The organism is Bacillus cereus group sp. N6, from assembly GCF_016483705.1.
GTDB classification, from domain to species: domain Bacteria; phylum Bacillota; class Bacilli; order Bacillales; family Bacillaceae_G; genus Bacillus_A; species Bacillus_A wiedmannii.
The window spans coordinates 1-19,174 of sequence record NZ_JAEHBI010000028.1 but is presented as its reverse complement, the minus strand read 5'-3'; the positions used below and the strand labels follow the sequence as shown (position 1 = coordinate 19,174).

The window sequence follows — 19,174 nt, the reverse complement described above, 5'->3', positions numbered from 1 at the left end:
AGTTATGGATATTAATCTGTTTGATTTTCATTTACCAGAAGAACTTATTGCACAAATCCCATTAGAAGATCGTGAAACATCAAGATTAATGGTGTTAGATCGTGAAACAGGCGATATTGAGCATAAACATTTTACAGACATTCTTTCTTACTTACATGAGGGGGATTGCTTAGTTTTAAATGAAACGAAAGTTATGCCTGCTCGTTTGCACGGTGTGAAAGAAGATACAGGCGCGCACATTGAAGTACTTCTTCTAAAACAAGAAGAAGGCGATAAGTGGGAAACGCTTGTTAAGCCAGCGAAACGTGTAAAAGAAGGAACTGTTATCTCTTTTGGCGAAGGGAAATTAAAAGCAACTTGCATAGGAACTGCAGATCAAGGTGGACGTCATCTTGAATTTTCATATGACGGCATCTTCTATGAAATTTTAGATGAACTTGGGGAAATGCCACTTCCTCCATATATTAAAGAGACGCTAGAAGATCGCGATCGCTATCAAACAGTATATGCGAAAGAAATCGGTTCAGCAGCAGCGCCGACTGCGGGACTTCACTTTACAGAAGAGTTACTGGAGAAGTTAAAACAAAAAGGCGTCGGGTTAGCTTTCATTACACTTCACGTAGGACTTGGAACATTTAGACCAGTTTCTGCAGATACGATTGAAGAACACCATATGCACGCAGAATATTACCATATGTCTGAAGAGACAGCTGCGTTATTAAATCGTGTGAAAGAGAATGGTGGACGTATTATTACGGTAGGTACGACTTCAACTCGTACGTTAGAAACAATTGCGACAGATCATAACGGTAAGCTTTGTGCTGCTTCTGGATGGACAGACATTTTTATGTACCCAGGTTATGAATTTAAAGCAATTGATGGTTTAATTACAAACTTCCATTTACCGAAATCAACATTAATTATGCTTGTAAGTGCATTTGCAAATAGAGATAATGTACTTCATGCTTATAATGAAGCAGTAAAAGAAAAATATCGTTTCTTTAGCTTCGGTGATGCAATGTTCGTTGCATCTCACGCTAAAATGGGAAACAAATAAAAGGAGTAAATTATGACAGCAATTCGTTATGAATTTATTAAAACTTGTAAACAAACAGGTGCCCGTTTAGGACGTGTACATACGCCGCACGGTTCATTTGATACACCAACATTTATGCCAGTTGGTACACTTGCAACAGTTAAGACAATGTCACCAGAAGAATTAAAAGCAATGGATTCTGGCATTATTTTAAGTAATACGTATCATTTATGGCTACGCCCAGGTCACGAAATTATTCGTGAAGCAGGTGGTTTACATAAATTTATGAACTGGGATCGTGCGATCTTAACGGACTCTGGTGGTTTCCAAGTATTCAGTTTAAGTGACTTCCGTCGTATTGAAGAGGAAGGCGTTCACTTCCGTAACCACTTAAATGGAGATAAATTATTCTTATCACCAGAAAAAGCGATGGAAATTCAAAATGCATTAGGATCGGATATTATGATGGCATTTGATGAGTGTCCACCTTTCCCGGCTACTTTTGAATATATGAAGAAATCTGTAGAACGTACAAGCCGCTGGGCAGAACGTTGTTTAAAAGCGCATGAACGTCCACAAGATCAAGGTTTATTCGGTATTGTACAAGGCGGAGAGTTCGAAGAGCTTCGTCGTCAAAGTGCAAAAGACCTTGTTTCAATGGACTTCCCTGGTTACGCTGTAGGTGGTTTATCTGTAGGTGAACCGAAAGATATTATGAACCGTGTACTTGAGTTTACAACACCACTTCTTCCAGATAATAAGCCACGTTACTTAATGGGAGTAGGTTCTCCTGACTCGTTAATCGATGGTGCAATTCGTGGTATTGATATGTTTGACTGCGTACTTCCAACTCGTATCGCTCGAAATGGTACATGTATGACAAGTGAAGGCCGTCTAGTTGTAAAAAATGCGAAATTTGCAAGAGACTTCGGTCCGCTTGATCCAAATTGTGATTGCTATACATGTAAAAATTACTCTCGTGCGTACATTCGTCACTTAATGAAATGTGATGAAACGTTTGGAATTCGTTTAACGTCTTATCACAACCTTCATTTTCTGTTAAACTTAATGGAGCAGGTGAGACAAGCTATTCGTGAAGACCGTCTTGGCGATTTCCGCGAAGAATTCTTTGAACAGTATGGCTTTAATAAACCGAATGCTAAAAACTTCTAATACATAATTTAAAAGGAGGAACACAAGATGAATGCAGGTATGATGCAGATTGTTATGATCGTTGCGATGTTTGCGATTTTCTATTTCTTATTAATTCGCCCGCAACAAAAGCGTCAAAAAGCAGTTGCTCAAATGCAAAATGAGTTAGCAAAAGGTGATGCTATCGTAACAATCGGTGGTTTACACGGTACAATCGAATCAGTAGATGAGACGAAAATCGTTATTAAATCTGGTGGTTCACACTTAACTTTCGATCGTAATGCGATTCGTGAAGTTGTGAAAAACTAATGAGAAAGGCCCTGCATGAAATGTGCAGGGCTTTTTTTAGTTGTTTTGTTTTGACATATTTACCCCGAAAATACCACCGAGTGTACTCGCGCCCATTAATGCTAATTGATAAAGTAACTGGGAGTTCGATAAAGTTTGAGAGAAGCCTAAATAGTTAACTAGAAAAACAAGTATAGCGAATGTAAGACCTGTTGTGAAACCTACTAGCCAACCTTTCCCTTGTGCTTTTTTGCCGGCAGTAAATCCGGATATAAGCATAGATAAAAGAGCTAGTATAAAAATAGTAACGGCTAATGTCTCTTCAGTCATATCTGTAAACTTTAATAAAAGAGCCATAACCATGCTAATAATTGATGCAAAAATTAATAAGGTAATGATACCAAAGCCGATTGCGGTTGATAATTTTTTCGTTCCATCCATTTATACATTCCCCCTTTTTAATACAAGCATATTTTCTTTTTGCCCAAGTTAGACTAGTTTATTTTTTATAGGGGAGTCTATACGTAAAAAAGGAGATGTAGAAATGGAATGGGTATCAATCATTGGCCGGACGATGCTTTTGTATATCATCATATTAATTATTTTTCGTCTTATGGGTAAACGTGAAATTGGAGAGTTAAGTGTATTAGATTTAGTCGTATTCATTATGCTTGGGGAAATGGCTGTAGTCGCAATTGAAAATACCGATAAATCACTTTGGCACCAATTAGTTCCGATGACTTTTCTTATGTGTATACAGATTATTTTGTCAGTCATTTCATTAAAGTTTCAACGATTTCGGCATTTAATAGAAGGTGAGCCGGCTATTCTTGTAAATGCGGGGAAAATTGATGAAAAGAAGATGAGAAAGCAGCGTTATAATATAGATGATTTATTGATGCAATTAAGGGAGCAAGGAGTTGGAGATATCCGAGATGTAGAATACGCTATTTTAGAACCATCTGGGAAGTTATCTGTCTTTCAAAAACAAAAAGGTAAACAGGATACATTGCAGTTTACTCTTCCTCTTATTATTGATGGAGAAATTCAATTGAATCATTTACAAATGATTGAACATACAGACGAATGGCTCATTGGAAAATTAAAAAACTTAGGTTATAACGATATCACACAAATTTTATACTGCAGCTTTCAAAACGGACAATTTTTTGTTGATTTGAAAGAAAACTAGAGGCTTACTATATGAAATAGTAAGCCCGTTTACTTCAAAAATGAAAGTTTTCGAATGATTGGAAGTCGACTTAACTCTTCTTTTCGAATGAGTTTGAAAGTGAAGAGGAGGATAATATAAACGATTGTTGTTAAAGTGATTTCCCATAATGTTTGTACGCCGAGTGAATGAGAGAAAATTATATATTTATGAAGGTAAAAACCGAAAGCGCCTGCAATACCGATAGCAAGTCCGCCGAAAATGTAGTCTTTTGCGTAAATGGTAAATGTAATTTTCTTTAAAACAGTAGCGTAATGAAGGAATGTTACCGTCACTATATTTGCTGCAATTGCAAGGGCAACCCCCATCATTTGAAAATCTGGCCTTGAAGCTAGTACAAAAATAACGATTAATTTCACGATGGCGCCAATAAATGTATTCATCATTGCAGCTCTTGCTAAGTTTAAAGCTTGTAAAACAGAGGTAAGTGGACTTTGAAAGTAATGAAATAAAAAGCAAGGTGCAAGAAGCTGGATAAACGCTGTTGCACTATCCGATCCATACATAAGAGTTAAAATAGGAGAAGCGAATACGTATAATATAACGACTGACCACCCACCAGTAATTAATGAGATCCGCAGAGCTTGTTGGAGGCGGTGTTCCACTAATTTATGCTGTCTTTTAGCCATCGCTTCACTAATAGATGGAACGAGTGCTGTAGAAAGAGCGTATGTAATAAAGGCTGGCAGTGATAGAAGTGGGAATGCATAACCGTTTAATATACCGTATTGCTGGGTTGCGACAGAGGCAGCAACTCCGGCAATCGCTAAGCTTTGCATAACAACGATAGGTTCAAAAAAATATGAAACGGAACCGATTAAACGACTTCCTGTAGTTGGAAGGGCAATATCCATAAGAGAATAAAATGTACCCTTGCTCTCCTTTACAGTAGTGAAAAATCCAGAGCGTATAGATAAATGTTTTTCGCGCTGGAATAAAGTGAGTAAAAATAATAACGATGCAACTTCACCGAGAACGGCTGATAACATAGCGCCAGCTGCAGCATATTCTACACCGTAAGGTAAAAATAACTGAATGCATATAGCGATAATTGTAATGCGGACAACTTGTTCTATAACTTGAGCATAAGCGCTAGGTTTCATATTTTGTTTCCCTTGGAAATAACCGCGTAAAACAGAAGAAACAGCAATAACAGGAACGACAGGTAAAATGGCCATTAATGGATAGTACGTTCGTTCATCAGTTAATAATGTTTTTGCTAAAATAGGTGTGAGGAGCATAATTCCAATTGTTAAAATGATACTAATAACGGATGTAACAGCTAATGATACTGTTAATATTTTTTTAACTCTTTGTTTATCGTTCACAGCTTCCGCTTCTGCTACAAATTTTGCGATTGCGACAGGAAGGCCGATTTGTGTTAATGTAATTGCTAGAATGAATGTAGGAACGGCCATCATATAAAGGCCAACACCTTCTTCCCCTAAAATACGTGCCATTACAATCCGGTTAATAAATCCAAGGATTTTGGTAATAAATCCGGCTATTATTAAAATAAATGCGCCTTTTAAAAAGCTTTGTCTCGTCATGGTCTTCTCCTACCTTCTCAAAATCAGTGGAATGATTTACAATAATTTATATGCACGTATGAGACAAGAATGACAAGCATTTAAGAGAGTGAAGTATGAGAGTGCTCTTGAAAGTAGTTATTGCTGTCCATTAGAGCGGGATTAAAAGCGACTTTTCGTGCTGAAATAAGAAGGAGATGTTTATGTATGTTAGAAAAAGAGGCTTTGGTAGAATCATACCGCGGACAGTTACAAGTCGTTTTAGAAAGCAAAGTAGAAGAGTTTCACATGTTCGGTTATGACCGAGTAACAGATGATGATATTTGGAAGTTTCTTAAAGTGAAGAAGTGGAAAAAAATAAACGGTGATGTTAGATTATATGAATTAGTAAATGATGTATTAAGAGTAAGTACTAATGAATATATGAATTATTTAACTGTTGAAGCATATCAAGCGCCACTTTGGTCATTTGATGAATATGAAAATAAATAACCGACTGCAATTGGTTTGTTCTTCCTTTTGCAGTATAATGATAGGTATTGATAATGAGGAAATAATTATGTCTAAGATTATATATAAAGGGGGTAGTGAAGAGAAAAAATAAATAATGAAAGTGTAGGTATTGTGAAAAACTTACCGACACAGCTAGTGATGAACTAGCAAAATTATAGAAAGGAAGTCTACTAACTAGGCGTATGCACACGTGTAAAAGTAAATCGTAAGAGATTTATTTAAAGTGTTAGTAGCAGAAAGAGGGTACATATGGCAAAGCGTGGTACGAGAATTGCCGCCTTTTTCCTCATCGTTTTATTAATCGGTGGAGTAATTGGTGCGGCAGGAAAAGACATAGCAAAAGGAATTAGTCTAGGACTAGACCTTCGCGGTGGTTTTGAAATTCTATATGAAGTAAAACCAGCCAAAAAAGGTGATAAAATCGATCGAGACGTACTTGTAAGTACAGTAGGCGCTCTTGAAAATCGTGTCAATGTTCTCGGTGTAAGTGAGCCGAACATTCAAATCGAAGGGCAAGATCGAATTCGCGTACAGCTTGCTGGTGTACAAGATCAGCAAAAAGCACGTGAAATGTTATCAACACAAGCGAAATTAACATTCCGTGATGTAGATGACAACCTTCTTATGGACGGAACGGATTTAAAAGGCGGCGGAGCGAAGCAAACATTTGATGACCAAGGCCGTGCGAGCGTAGGTCTTACACTAAAGAGCGCTGAAAAATTCCGTGAAGTAACTGAAAAAATTTCAAAAATGCCACCACCAACGAATTTAATGGTAATTTGGCTTGATTTTGAAGAAGGAAAAGATTCGTACAAAGCAGAATCTGCAAAACCGAATCCAAAGTTCTTATCAGCAGCAACAGTAGACCAAGTATTTAACCAAGCTGAAGTATCTATCGTAGGTGGAAACTTCACAGTTGAAAGTGCGAAACAACTTTCATCTTTATTAAATGCAGGTGCACTTCCTGTTGATTTAAAAGAAATGTATTCAACATCTGTTGGAGCGAAGTTTGGTCAACAAGCGTTAGAGCAAACAATTTTCGCTAGTGCGATTGGTATCGCTCTTATTTTCTTATTTATGCTTGTATTCTACCGTTTACCAGGAATTGTAGCGGTTATTATGTTAGGTTTATACATTTTCGTTACATTACTTGTCTTTAACTGGATGCATGCAGTTCTTACGTTGCCAGGTATTGCGGCGTTAGTGCTCGGGGTAGGTATCGCAGTTGATGCGAATATTATTACGTACGAGAGACTGAAAGAAGAGCTGAAAATTGGTAAGTCAATGATGTCAGCATTTCGTGCGGGTAACCATCGTTCATTAGCAACAATTCTAGATGCGAACATTACGACACTTGCAGCAGCTGGTGTGTTATTTGTTTATGGTAATAGCTCTGTAAAAGGATTCGCAACAAGTTTAATCGTAAGTATTTTAGTTGGTTTCGTTACGAACGTATTCGGTACTCGTTTCTTACTAGGATTACTTGTAAAGAGCCGTTACTTCGATAAAAAACCAGCATACTTTGGTGTGAAACAAAAGGATATTATTCCATTAACAAAAGGTGTAGTACATCCACCGACAAGATTTGATCGTATTAACTTCGTAAATATCGGTCATAAATTCCTTGTTTTCTCGATTGTAGTTGTAATTGCAGGTGCAATTATTTTACCAATTTTCAAATTGAATCTTGGTATTGATTTTGCGAGTGGTACACGTATCGACTTGCAATCAAAACAATCAGTTACTGTATCAGATGTTCATAAAGATTTTAAAGAATTGAACATTGATGTGAAGGAAGAAAATATTGTACCTACTGGAGATGACAATAAAGGTTTCGCCGTTCGTACTTTAGGTGTTCTATCAAAAGATGAAATTGCGAAAACAAAAACATTCTTCCATGATAAATACGGTACAGATCCAAACGTAAGTACAGTTTCACCGACAATCGGTAAAGAGATTGCACGAAATGCATTTATCGCAGTATTAATTGCTTCTGCGGTTATCATTTTATACGTAAGTATTCGATTCCGATTTACGTACGCATTATCTGCAGTGCTTGCATTATTACATGATGCGTTCGTTATGATTGTTATATTTAGTATTTTCCAATTAGAGGTAGACTTAACGTTTATCGCTGCGGTATTAACAATCATCGGTTATTCTATTAATGACTCGATTGTTACATTTGATAGAAACCGTGAATTATACAAACAGAAAAAACGAGTTCGCGATATAAAAGACTTAGAAGAAATCGTAAATGCAAGTATTCGCCAAACGCTTGGTCGTTCAATTAACACCGTATTAACAGTGTTATTCCCAGTAATTGCGTTACTTATCTTCGGTAGTGAGTCATTACGTAACTTCTCGTTTGCGTTACTTGTTGGATTAGTTGTAGGTACGTACTCTTCTGTTTTCGTTGCTTCTCAAATTTGGTTAATGCTTGAAAACCGTCGTTTGAAAAAGGGAAAAAATAAGAAAAAGGTTGAGAAAGTAGAATCTGAACCGCAAGTATAAAAAAGATGATGTCTCTTTATGAGGCATCTCTTTTTTCGTTTGTGGATACAATAAGATAGCAACTTTTTAATAGAAGGGATATGGAAAAAACCGGTGTTGTTATCACTGTTTTTGTTACAATAAAAAGATAGGTTAAGAAAAGAAGGGATTTTAATTATGGAAAAAGATGAACGTTTTAAACAGGCTGAGTTTGGTGCTATTGTCGGGATCGTTGGTAATATTATATTAGCGATTGTAAAGGCGGTAATTGGTTATATTGGGAACAGTAAAGCGCTATTAGCGGATGCCGTGCATTCTGCATCAGATGTAATTGGTTCGCTAGCTGTATTGTTTGGATTGCGAGCAGCGAAGCAACCGCCCGATGAAGATCATCCGTACGGTCATGGTAAAGCGGAATCGATTTCAGCAATTATTGTTGCAGTATTATTATTTATTGTGGGAATCGAGATAGCGATTTCGTCTATAAAAGCTTTTTCGCAGGAATTAGAACCACCGAAGGGAATTACGATTTTTGCTGTTGTTCTTTCAATTATCGTGAAAGAAGGAATGTTTCAATATAAATTCCGATTAGGGAAGAGGGTAAATAGTGATGCAATTATTGCAAATGCATATGAACATCGTTCGGATGTATTTTCTTCAATTGCAGCTTTAATCGGTATTTGTGCAGCGATTATTGGTGGTAAGTTCGGGTTAGATTGGCTTGTATATGCCGATCCAATTGCAGGATTATTTGTTTCACTTCTTGTTGCAAAAATGGCATGGAGTATTGGGGCAGAAGCAATTCATGCAACGCTTGATCATGTTCTTCATGAGGAAGATGTTGTTCCGCTTAGAGAAGCAGTACTTCAAATAGACGGTGTGAAAAAAATCGGTTCTTTATATGCAAGGGAGCATGGTCATTACGTTATTGTCGATATTAAAGTTTCTGTAGATCCATACATTACTGTAGAAGAAGGGCACCGCATTGGAAAGCATGTGAAAGAAACGCTTATGGAACAAGATAACGTACAAAATGTGTTTGTACATATAAATCCGTATTCTCCAAATTAAACATTATTAACATTTTAGTATATAGATATTGCAGCGTAGTTTGCATTATATTGTCACCCCTTAATCTGTCTTGTATAATGAACAGGTTAAGGGGTGATTTCGTGTTACAACCGAAGACGCGTTGGAAAGAAAAAGAATATAATGACGAGCGAGTGAGTGAATTAGCAAGTAAATTAAAATTATCACCACTTGTCGTTTCGTTATTCCTCGGTAGAGGACTAGATACAGAAGATAAGATTTTAGATTTTTTAAATACAGAAAATCAAGAATTTCATGATCCATTTTTATTAGAAGGAATGGATAGAACGGTAGAACGTGTCAATAAGGCGATTCAAAATGGAGAGCAAATATTAATATTTGGTGACTACGATGCGGACGGAGTAAGTAGTACGACTGTGTTATATCTTGCTTTGCAAGAATTAGGTGCAAATGTAGAATTTTATATCCCAAACCGTTTCACAGAAGGTTATGGACCAAACGAAGAAGCATTTCGTTGGGCGCATAGCGCAGGATTCTCACTAATTATTACTGTCGATACTGGTATCGCAGCAGTACATGAAGCGAAGGTAGCGAAGGAGCTTGGAATAGATCTTATTATTACAGATCACCATGAGCCACCACCAGAATTGCCAGAAGCACTTGCGATTATTCATCCGAAATTAGATGGCGGTGTATATCCGTTTCACTATTTAGCTGGTGTAGGTGTTGCATTTAAAGTTGCACATGCACTACTAGGTCGTGTACCAGAACATTTATTAGAAATTGCAGTAATTGGTACAGTAGCCGATTTAGTGTCACTTCATGGTGAGAATAGATTGCTAGTGAAGCGCGGTTTAAAACATATGCGCATGACGAAAAATATCGGACTAAAGGCGCTATTTAAAGTTGCTAACGTTTCGCAAAGTGAAATTACAGAAGAGAGCATTGGATTCTCACTCGCACCGCGTATTAATGCAGTTGGCCGTTTAGAAGATGCTACGCCGGCTGTACATCTTTTATTATCAGATGATCCAGAAGAAGCGAAAGAGCTAGCTGAAGAAATTGATGAGCTGAATAAACTGCGAAAAGATATTGTAAAGCAAATTACAGAAGAAGCTATCGCTGAAGTGGAAAATAATTTCCCCCCAGAAGACAATAAAGTACTAGTACTGGCAAAAGAAGGCTGGAATCCAGGTGTAATTGGAATTGTCGCATCTAAATTAGTGGAACGTTTTTATCGTCCAACGATTGTATTATGCATTGATCCTGTAAAAGAAACAGCAAAAGGTTCAGCACGTAGTATTGCAGGATTTGATTTGTTTGCAAACTTGTCAGATTGTAGAGAGTTATTGCCACACTTCGGAGGGCATCCGATGGCAGCGGGAATGACGCTACATATGAATGATGTAGATGAATTGCGCCGCCGCTTAAATGAACAAGCAGAGGTAATTTTAACAGAAGAAGATTTTATTCCAATTACAGCTGTTGATGTCTTTTGTAAAGTGGAGGATGTAACACTGGCAGCAATTGAAGACATGCAAAAGTTAGCGCCATTTGGTGTTGGAAATCCAAAACCGCGTATTGCAGTGAAGGATGCAGAGTTAGAAAGTATTCGTGCAATCGGATCAGATGGCTCTCATTTGAAAATGGCTCTTCGCGATGGACAAGCGACACTGGATACAATCGGATTTGGATTTGGTGCGTATGCGAAAGAAATTTCTCCAGTTGCAAAGGTATCTGTAATAGGAGAAGCATCTATCAATGAATGGAATAATTTTAAGAAGCCGCAATTAATGGTACAAGATATTGCTGTAGAGGCGTGGCAATTATTTGATTGGCGTAGTATGCGTAACGTAGAAGCGAATGTATCAGAACTTCCGAAAGAAAAAATAACGATGGTGTATTTTTCTGAAGAGGTATTGAATAAATTTTCTTTAGAAGACTTTAAAGAGCATATGATGCATGCATCAGAAGTAACTCATTTAGACGATCAATACATCGTGTTACTTGATTTGCCAAAAGGAACAGATGAATTACGAGATTTATTTAAAGTGGGGTTCCCGTCGCGAATTTATACGCTATTTTATCAAGAGAATAATCATTTATTTAGTACTGTTCCAACGAGGGAACATTTTAAATGGTACTATTCTTTCTTGAGCCAAAAAGCACCATTTTCTTTAAGACAATATGGAGAACAACTATGTCGACATAAAGGTTGGTCAAAAGATACAGTAAATTTCATGACACAGGTGTTTTTTGAGTTAGAATTTGTTACAATAAAAGATGGCGTCATTTTTATGGCAGACAAAAAACAAAAGCGTGATTTAATTGAATCGAACACATATCGTGAGAAAATGAACCACTTACAATTAGAAAAAGAATTGGTTTATAGCACATATCAGCAACTATATACATGGTTTGAAACGATTCGTAATCATAAAGAAGTAGAACAGTTAGGGTAAAGGATTTGTATTTACAAACCTTTTAGATCTGAGGAGGATTCAGAAATATGGATTTCAAGCAACATATCGCAATTGTACCGGATTATCCAAAAGAAGGTATTGTATTTAAAGACATTACACCGTTAATGAACGATGGTAAAGCATACAAAGCAGCAACAGATGCAATCGTTGAGTATGCAAAGAAAAGAGACATTGACGTTGTAGTAGGGCCAGAAGCACGTGGCTTTATTATCGGTTGCCCAGTTTCTTATGCGTTAGAAGTAGGTTTTGCACCAGTTCGTAAATTAGGGAAATTACCACGTGAAGTAATTACAGTTGATTACGGTAAAGAATATGGTAAAGATGTTTTAACAATCCATAAAGATGCAATTAAGCCAGGTCAACGCGTATTAATTACAGATGATCTATTAGCTACAGGTGGAACAATTGAAGCGACAATTAAGCTAGTTGAAGAACTTGGCGGAGTTGTAGCAGGAATTGCATTCTTAGTAGAGCTTACTTACTTAGATGGTCGTAAAATGTTAGATGGTTACGATGTATTAGTATTAGAAAAATACTAATCACTATATAGGTAAAACTACGGTGATAAAAAGTACCCGTGAATCTCTTGGAGAGGAGCGGGTACTTTTGTATAATTGCACAAAAAAATAAGGTAAAATGTCAGTAAAATCTTTTCCTTTTCACAATTCACAATCATTAGGTTATAATGATAGAATATAATTTATTCTACTTAATTAAGATAAAGTCAATTTTCAATAAAAGGTGATTCGATGGCAAATGAGCAGGTACTAACAGCTGAACAGGTACTCGAGAAAGCAAGTCAATATTTAGCAGATGAAGATATTGAGCTAGTGGCACGTGCCTATGAATATGCACGTGATGCGCATAGCGAACAATACAGAAAATCGGGTGAACCGTACATTATTCATCCAATTCAAGTTGCAGGTATTTTAGTTGATTTACACATGGATCCAGCTACAGTATCAGCAGGTTTCTTACATGATGTAGTGGAAGATACAGAAATTACATTAGAAGATATTGAACGGGAATTTAATAAAGAAATTGCTATGCTTGTCGATGGTGTAACAAAGCTCGGAAAGATTAAATATAAATCTCATGAGCAACAACAAGCAGAAAACCATCGCAAAATGTTTATTGCAATGGCTCAAGATATTCGAGTTATTTTAATTAAACTAGCTGATCGTCTTCATAACATGCGTACATTGAAACATTTGCCTCAAGAGAAGCAGCGTCGCATTGCAAATGAAACGTTAGAAATCTTTGCACCTTTAGCACATAGACTCGGAATTAGTACTATTAAATGGGAGCTAGAGGATACGTCACTTCGCTATTTAAATCCACAGCAATACTATCGTATTGTAAATTTAATGAAGCGTAAACGTGCAGAGCGTGAAGAATATTTAGACGAAGTAATGACTGGTATTCGTGAGAAATTAAAAGAAGTTGCAATTCAACCTGAGATTTCTGGAAGACCAAAGCATATTTACAGTATTTATCGTAAAATGGCACTGCAAAATAAACAGTTCAATGAAATTTACGATTTATTAGCTGTACGTGTCGTTGTAAATAGTATTAAAGATTGTTATGCGGTACTTGGAATTATTCATACGTGCTGGAAGCCGATGCCAGGTCGTTTTAAAGATTATATTGCGATGCCGAAAGCAAATCTATATCAATCTCTTCATACGACTGTAATTGGGCCGAAAGGTGATCCGCTTGAAGTGCAAATTCGTACGAAAGAAATGCATGAGATTGCAGAATTCGGGATCGCGGCGCACTGGGCGTATAAAGAAGGAAAAACAGCAGAAACAACAGGTACATTAGAGAAGAAACTTACATGGTTCCGTCAAATATTAGAATGGCAAAATGAAGCTTCTAATGCAGAAGAGTTTATGGAGTCATTAAAAATTGATTTATTCTCTGACATGGTATTCGTCTTTACACCGAAAGGCGACGTAATGGAATTGCCACTTGGATCTGTTCCGATTGACTTTTCGTATCGTGTCCATTCGGAGATTGGAAATAAAACAATTGGTGCAAAAGTAAACGGCAAAATGGTGACGCTTGATTATAAATTAAAAACTGGTGACATCATTGAAATTTTAACATCGAAACATTCGTATGGGCCAAGTCAAGACTGGGTGAAACTTGCTCAAACATCTCATGCGAAAAACAAAATACGTCAATTCTTTAAGAAGCAACGTAGAGATGAAAATATTGAAAAAGGCCGTGAACTTGTTGAAAAAGAAGTGCGTAGCCTAGAGTATGAGATGAAAGAAGTGTTAGCTCCTGACAATTTAAAACGTGTTGCCGAGAAGTTCAATTTTGCAAATGAAGAAGATATGTTTGCAGCAGTTGGATATAGCGGGATTACAGCGTCGCAAATTGTTACGCGACTAACGGACAAATTCCGTAAGCAACGTGAAGAAGAAGAAATCGTTGAAGTTAAAGAAGTTCGTAAACCGATGAAAATTCGAAAATGGGATTCTGGCGTTAAAGTAAGTGGTGCGGATAATTTATTAATTCGTTTATCAAAATGCTGTAACCCAGTACCAGGTGATGATATCGTTGGGTATATTACGAAAGGCCGAGGTGTATCGATTCACCGCCGTGATTGTGTAAATGTTCATACAGAAGAAGCTATAGAACGTTTATTGGAAGTAGAGTGGGAAGGTAGTCCTGAAAAAGAAATTGAGTATAACGTTGATATTGAAATTTCAGGTTACGATCGCCGTGGCTTATTAAATGAAGTATTACAAGCTGTTACAGAGACGAAAACGTATATTTCGGCAGTTTCTGGTAGAAGTGACCGTAATAAGATGGCGACAATTAATATGTCAATCTCTATTCGTAACTTACAGCACTTGAAAAAAGTAGTAGAACGCATTAAACGTGTTCCAGAAATTTATGCAGTACGACGCATGATGCATTAATAGGGAGTGTAGAAAAGATGAGAGTTGTTTTACAACGATCAAAAGAAGCGTCTGTCACAGTAGACGGTGAGATCGTAGGACAAATTCCGTTCGGTTTAACATTACTAGTTGGCATTACGCATGAAGATACAGAAAAAGATGCAACTTACATTGCAGAAAAAATTGCGAACTTACGTATTTTTGAAGATGAGAGTGGAAAGATGAACCATTCTGTACTTGATGTAGAAGGACAAGTTCTATCAATTTCGCAATTCACATTATACGGAGATTGTCGCAAGGGAAGACGTCCCAACTTTATGGATGCTGCCAAACCTGATTATGCAGAGCGTTTATATGATTTCTTTAATGAGGAAGTTCGTAAGCAAGGATTGCATGTAGAAACAGGGAAGTTCGGAGCAATGATGGATGTTTCTTTAATCAATGATGGTCCGGTGACCTTAATTGTGGATAGTAAATAGTGTTGCTTAAAAAAGAGGGGATTATATAATCCCTTCTTTTTTATACATTGTTGTATGTTTTGTTCATTTATCTCGCTATTTGTGGGAGATCCACTGCCCGTCGAAGCCTGATTAGTGAGGGCTAATAATGAGTGGCGATGGACAAAACCCTTATTCATTAAAGTTTTACTTTATTTGGAATTAATAGCTGTTTCAGTTATGTATAACTCTTTCATCAATATGGAACAATAAAAAGTAAAACATCTATATTGAATGTGAGGGATATACGTATGCGTATGAACGAAAAAGGGCATTCTGTTACAAATGGTGCAAATCAACTGTTTAACGTAAATTTTCATGATTTTATTTCAAAAGAGCAAAACAATACTTCAATGGAACTTGCTTCTGAGTTTGGGATTTCTCTTCAAGATGTAAAGCGTCTAAAGAAGCAGATTGAACGCTCTTAGAGTACTTGACAATCCTACTCAACAAACGTATAGTAATTTTATATTTACATATGAATATAACCGTTGATAGAGAAGAGTAAATGAGACACACATGGAAAGAGAAGAAATGTCTTAGGCTGAAAACATTTCTGCATGATGACTGATTGAATGACACTCTAGAGGTTTCAACTTGAACGGCATATATGCTTAGTAGGGATGAACGCACATTTAAGCGTTATTAAAAAAGTGGAAGCATACGTGCTTCAATTAGGGTGGCACCACGGGTATAATACTCTCGTCCCTACTGTTCAAACAGTAGAGGCGGGAGTTTTTTTATTTTTATTAAGATTAAAACAATTTGAGGAGGAACTGAATATGTCTATTCAAATCCCACGCGGAACGCAAGATATTCTTCCAGGTAGCGTTGAGTTATGGCAGTATATCGAAGGGCAAGCACGCGAAATTTGCCGTCGTTACAACTATAAAGAAATTCGTACACCAATTTTTGAACACACTGAGCTATTTTTACGTGGTGTTGGTGATACGACAGATATCGTACAAAAAGAAATGTACTCATTCCAAGATCGTGGAGAGCGCAGTTTAACATTACGTCCAGAAGGTACTGCACCTGTTGTACGTTCTTACGTTGAAAACAAAATGTTCGGTGATGCAACACAACCAACGAAATTATACTATATTGGTCAAATGTTCCGTTACGAAAGACCACAAGCAGGTCGCTATCGTCAATTCGTACAATTCGGTATTGAAGCAATCGGTAGTAACGATCCTGCGATTGATGCAGAAGTAATTGCACTTGCTGTAGAGTTTTACCGCGGCATGGGCTTAAAAAATATTAAAGTTGTATTAAACAGCTTAGGTGATGCGGCGAGCCGTCAAGCGCACCGTGATGCGTTAATCGCACACTTCGAGCCACGTATCGGTGAGTTCTGTTCTGACTGCCAATCTCGTTTAGAAAAGAATCCTCTTCGTATTTTAGATTGTAAGAAGGACCGTAACCATGAATTAATGGGAACAGCACCATCTATTACAGAATACTTAAACGAAGATTCAGCAGTATACTACGACAAAGTTCAAGAACTATTAACGATGATGGATGTTCCATTTGAAAAAGATCCGAACTTAGTACGTGGTTTAGACTACTACCAACACACTGTTTTTGAAATTATGAGTGAGGCAGAAGGTTTCGGTGCTATCACTACATTAAGCGGTGGTGGACGTTATAACGGGCTTGTACAAGAAATCGGTGGACCAGAAATGCCAGGTATCGGTTTTGCGATGAGTATCGAACGTTTAATTATGGCGCTAAAAGCTGAAAACATCGAATTACCAATTGAACATAGTATTGATTGCTACGTTGTAGCGCTTGGTGAAAAAGCGAAAGACCATGCTGCGAAAGTTGCGTTTGATCTTCGTAAAGCTGGATTATCAGTTGAAAAAGATTATTTAGACCGTAAAATGAAAGCACAATTTAAATCAGCAGATCGTCTAAAGGCGAAATTTGTAGCTGTATTAGGGGAAGATGAGCTAGATAAAGGCATCATTAACTTAAAAGATATGGCAACAGGGGAACAAGAAGAAGTAGCATTAGATGTATTTGCTTCATACGTAGCAGAGAAATTAATATAGGGGGAACTTACAGTGGCTGAAAGAACACATGCATGTGGAAAAGTAACAGTAGAAGCAGTTGGACAAACAGTTCAATTAAAAGGTTGGGTACAAAAACGCCGTGATTTAGGTGGATTAATCTTTATCGACTTACGTGACCGTACAGGTATCGTGCAAGTTGTATTTAACCCAGAAACATCAAAAGAAGCGTTAGAAATAGCAGAAACTATTCGTAGTGAATACGTATTGCACGTAGAAGGTACAGTTGTTGAGCGTGGTGAAGGCGCAATTAATGACAATATGGCAACGGGTCGTATTGAAGTACAAGCAACGAAAGTAAACGTATTAAATGCAGCAAAAACAACGCCAATCATTATTGCTGATGATACAGATGCATCAGAAGATGTGCGTTTAAAATATCGTTATTTAGACTTACGTCGTCCTGCAATGTTTAACACATTCAAAATGCGTCACGACGTAACGAAAACAATTCGTAACTTCTTAGACACAGAAGAGTTCTTAGAAGTGGAAACACCAATTTTAACGAAGAGTACACCAGAAGGAGCTCGTGACTATTTAGTACCAAGTCGTGTACATGATGGTGAATTCTATGCGTTACCACAGTCTCCACAATTATTTAAACAGCTTCTTATGGTCGGCGGATTTGAGCGTTACTATCAAGTAGCACGTTGTTTCCGTGACGAAGATTTACGTGCAGACCGTCAACCAGAATTCACGCAAATCGATATCGAAGCTTCATTCTTAACACAAGATGAAATTTTAGATATGATGGAGCGCATGATGACGAAAGTTATGAAGGATGCAAAAGGTGTAGAAGTGAGTGCACCATTCCCTCGTATGAAATATGCTGATGCAATGGCTCGTTACGGTTCTGATAAGCCAGATACACGCTTTGAAATGGAACTAACAGACCTATCTGAATTTGCAGTAGGTTGTGGTTTTAAAGTATTTACAAGTGCTGTAGAAAGCGGCGGACAAGTAAAAGCAATTAATGCAAAAGGTGCTGCGAGCAAATACTCTCGTAAAGATATCGATGCATTAACTGAATTCGTAAAAGTATACGGTGCAAAAGGTCTAGCTTGGCTTAAAGTGGAAGAGGACGGCTTAAAAGGACCGATTGCGAAATTCTTCGGTGAAGAAGAAGCAAACGCGTTAATGGCTACATTAGAAGCTACTGCTGGCGACTTATTACTATTCGTAGCAGATAAGAAGAGCGTTGTTGCAGATAGCTTAGGTGCACTTCGTTTACGTCTAGGTAAAGAGCTTGAGTTAATTGACGAAAGTAAATTTAACTTCCTATGGGTAACGGATTGGCCACTTCTTGAGTACGATGAAGATGCAGATCGTTACTTCGCAGCTCACCACCCATTCACAATGCCATTCCGTGAAGATGTTGAGTTATTAGAAACGGCACCAGAAAAAGCACGTGCACAAGCATATGACCTTGTATTAAATGGTTATGAGCTTGGCGGTGGATCACTTCGTATTTACGAGCGTGACGTACAAGAAAAAATGTTCAAAGCACTTGGATTCTCACAAGAAGAAGCACAAGAGCAATTCGGATTCTTATTAGAAGCATTCGAATACGGTACTCCACCACACGGTGGTATCGCATTAGGTTTAGACCGTCTTGTTATGTTACTTGCAGGCCGTACGAACCTTCGTGATACAATTGCATTTCCGAAAACAGCAAGCGCAAGCTGCTTATTAACAGAAGCTCCAAGCCCAGTAGCAGAAGCACAGCTTGAAGAGTTAAACTTAAAATTAAGCTTAAAAGAAGAAAAGTAAGAATAAAGTCTAGATGGTTATACTATAGCCGTCTAGACTTTTTTTGAGAGGTTGTTTAAAAAGTCCGGTTTAGATAACTGTCGCATCTCATCGTTACGTATGCTAGTCCGGTGCTCGAGTAGTACTCCTACACTGCGCTCCTCCTAGC

The 19,174-nt window shown here is 37.5% G+C and carries 16 protein-coding genes and 1 other annotated feature; of the genes, 14 read left to right on the top strand and 2 right to left on the bottom strand.

Going from position 1 to position 19,174, the window contains the following annotated elements; translation table 11 throughout:
• Nucleotides 1-4 precede the first annotated feature (4 nt).
• From queA to yajC, 3 genes are read left to right on the top strand one after another with little or no spacing between them, the layout of a single operon-like run.
• Nucleotides 5-1,057 carry a tRNA preQ1(34) S-adenosylmethionine ribosyltransferase-isomerase QueA gene (gene queA / locus JDS99_RS18925; RefSeq protein ID WP_048541404.1) on the top strand — a complete coding sequence of 351 codons (1,053 nt, stop codon included), beginning with the start codon at nucleotides 5-7 and terminating at the stop codon, nucleotides 1,055-1,057.
• 12 nt (nucleotides 1,058-1,069) lie between these two features.
• On the top strand, nucleotides 1,070-2,209 hold the full coding sequence (gene tgt / locus JDS99_RS18920) for a tRNA guanosine(34) transglycosylase Tgt (RefSeq protein WP_000125362.1): 1,140 nt from the start codon (nucleotides 1,070-1,072) through the stop codon (nucleotides 2,207-2,209).
• A gap of 27 nt (nucleotides 2,210-2,236) precedes the next feature.
• Complete coding sequence (gene yajC / locus JDS99_RS18915; RefSeq protein WP_199695499.1) at nucleotides 2,237-2,497, top strand: preprotein translocase subunit YajC; 261 nt, start codon at nucleotides 2,237-2,239, stop codon at nucleotides 2,495-2,497.
• 36 nt (nucleotides 2,498-2,533) lie between these two features.
• On the opposite strand, the gene JDS99_RS18910 is transcribed toward yajC, so the two are convergent.
• A complete protein-coding gene (locus JDS99_RS18910; RefSeq protein WP_000349129.1) occupies nucleotides 2,534-2,917 on the bottom strand; it encodes a TIGR04086 family membrane protein in 384 nt (127 codons plus the stop codon).
• A gap of 103 nt (nucleotides 2,918-3,020) precedes the next feature.
• Between JDS99_RS18910 and JDS99_RS18905 the strand changes: the two genes are divergently transcribed.
• Nucleotides 3,021-3,668: a DUF421 domain-containing protein gene (locus JDS99_RS18905; protein WP_000455380.1), complete on the top strand. Its 648-nt coding sequence runs from the start codon at nucleotides 3,021-3,023 to the stop codon at nucleotides 3,666-3,668.
• A gap of 29 nt (nucleotides 3,669-3,697) precedes the next feature.
• On the opposite strand, the gene spoVB is transcribed toward JDS99_RS18905, so the two are convergent.
• A complete protein-coding gene (gene spoVB / locus JDS99_RS18900; protein WP_199695498.1) occupies nucleotides 3,698-5,257 on the bottom strand; it encodes a stage V sporulation protein B in 1,560 nt (519 codons plus the stop codon).
• Nucleotides 5,258-5,443: 186 nt separating this feature from the next.
• Between spoVB and JDS99_RS18895 the strand changes: the two genes are divergently transcribed.
• The 10 genes from JDS99_RS18895 to aspS all read left to right on the top strand — a co-directional run bounded on the left by JDS99_RS18895 (nucleotide 5,444) and on the right by aspS (nucleotide 19,026).
• Nucleotides 5,444-5,728, top strand: coding sequence for a post-transcriptional regulator (locus tag JDS99_RS18895; protein ID WP_000890214.1), 285 nt, complete (start codon nucleotides 5,444-5,446; stop codon nucleotides 5,726-5,728).
• Between the two features lie 270 nt (nucleotides 5,729-5,998).
• The gene (secDF, locus tag JDS99_RS18890) at nucleotides 5,999-8,263 is read left to right on the top strand and encodes a protein translocase subunit SecDF (protein ID WP_088064462.1); all 2,265 of its coding nucleotides are present in this window, start codon (nucleotides 5,999-6,001) and stop codon (nucleotides 8,261-8,263) included.
• A gap of 156 nt (nucleotides 8,264-8,419) precedes the next feature.
• Entirely contained in the window at nucleotides 8,420-9,313 is an 894-nt protein-coding gene (locus tag JDS99_RS18885; protein WP_000409733.1) for a cation diffusion facilitator family transporter, read from the top strand.
• A 101-nt stretch (nucleotides 9,314-9,414) separates the two neighbouring features.
• Nucleotides 9,415-11,754, top strand: a complete 2,340-nt coding sequence (gene recJ, locus JDS99_RS18880) for a single-stranded-DNA-specific exonuclease RecJ (RefSeq protein ID WP_088064461.1) — start codon at nucleotides 9,415-9,417, stop codon at nucleotides 11,752-11,754.
• 47 nt (nucleotides 11,755-11,801) lie between these two features.
• Nucleotides 11,802-12,314: an adenine phosphoribosyltransferase gene (locus JDS99_RS18875; RefSeq protein ID WP_000346221.1), complete on the top strand. Its 513-nt coding sequence runs from the start codon at nucleotides 11,802-11,804 to the stop codon at nucleotides 12,312-12,314.
• A gap of 210 nt (nucleotides 12,315-12,524) precedes the next feature.
• Nucleotides 12,525-14,708 carry a GTP diphosphokinase gene (gene relA / locus JDS99_RS18870; protein ID WP_001262796.1) on the top strand — a complete coding sequence of 728 codons (2,184 nt, stop codon included), beginning with the start codon at nucleotides 12,525-12,527 and terminating at the stop codon, nucleotides 14,706-14,708.
• 17 nt (nucleotides 14,709-14,725) lie between these two features.
• Nucleotides 14,726-15,166, top strand: coding sequence for a D-tyrosyl-tRNA(Tyr) deacylase (locus tag JDS99_RS18865; RefSeq protein WP_001266955.1), 441 nt, complete (start codon nucleotides 14,726-14,728; stop codon nucleotides 15,164-15,166).
• A 269-nt stretch (nucleotides 15,167-15,435) separates the two neighbouring features.
• Nucleotides 15,436-15,612, top strand: coding sequence for a hypothetical protein (locus tag JDS99_RS18860; protein ID WP_001242605.1), 177 nt, complete (start codon nucleotides 15,436-15,438; stop codon nucleotides 15,610-15,612).
• A 54-nt stretch (nucleotides 15,613-15,666) separates the two neighbouring features.
• Nucleotides 15,667-15,897, top strand: a binding site (T-box leader).
• 69 nt (nucleotides 15,898-15,966) lie between these two features.
• Nucleotides 15,967-17,238, top strand: a complete 1,272-nt coding sequence (gene hisS / locus JDS99_RS18855; RefSeq protein WP_000027073.1) for a histidine--tRNA ligase — start codon at nucleotides 15,967-15,969, stop codon at nucleotides 17,236-17,238.
• 12 nt (nucleotides 17,239-17,250) lie between these two features.
• Nucleotides 17,251-19,026 carry an aspartate--tRNA ligase gene (aspS, locus tag JDS99_RS18850; RefSeq protein WP_046958824.1) on the top strand — a complete coding sequence of 592 codons (1,776 nt, stop codon included), beginning with the start codon at nucleotides 17,251-17,253 and terminating at the stop codon, nucleotides 19,024-19,026.
• Nucleotides 19,027-19,174 lie beyond the last annotated feature (148 nt).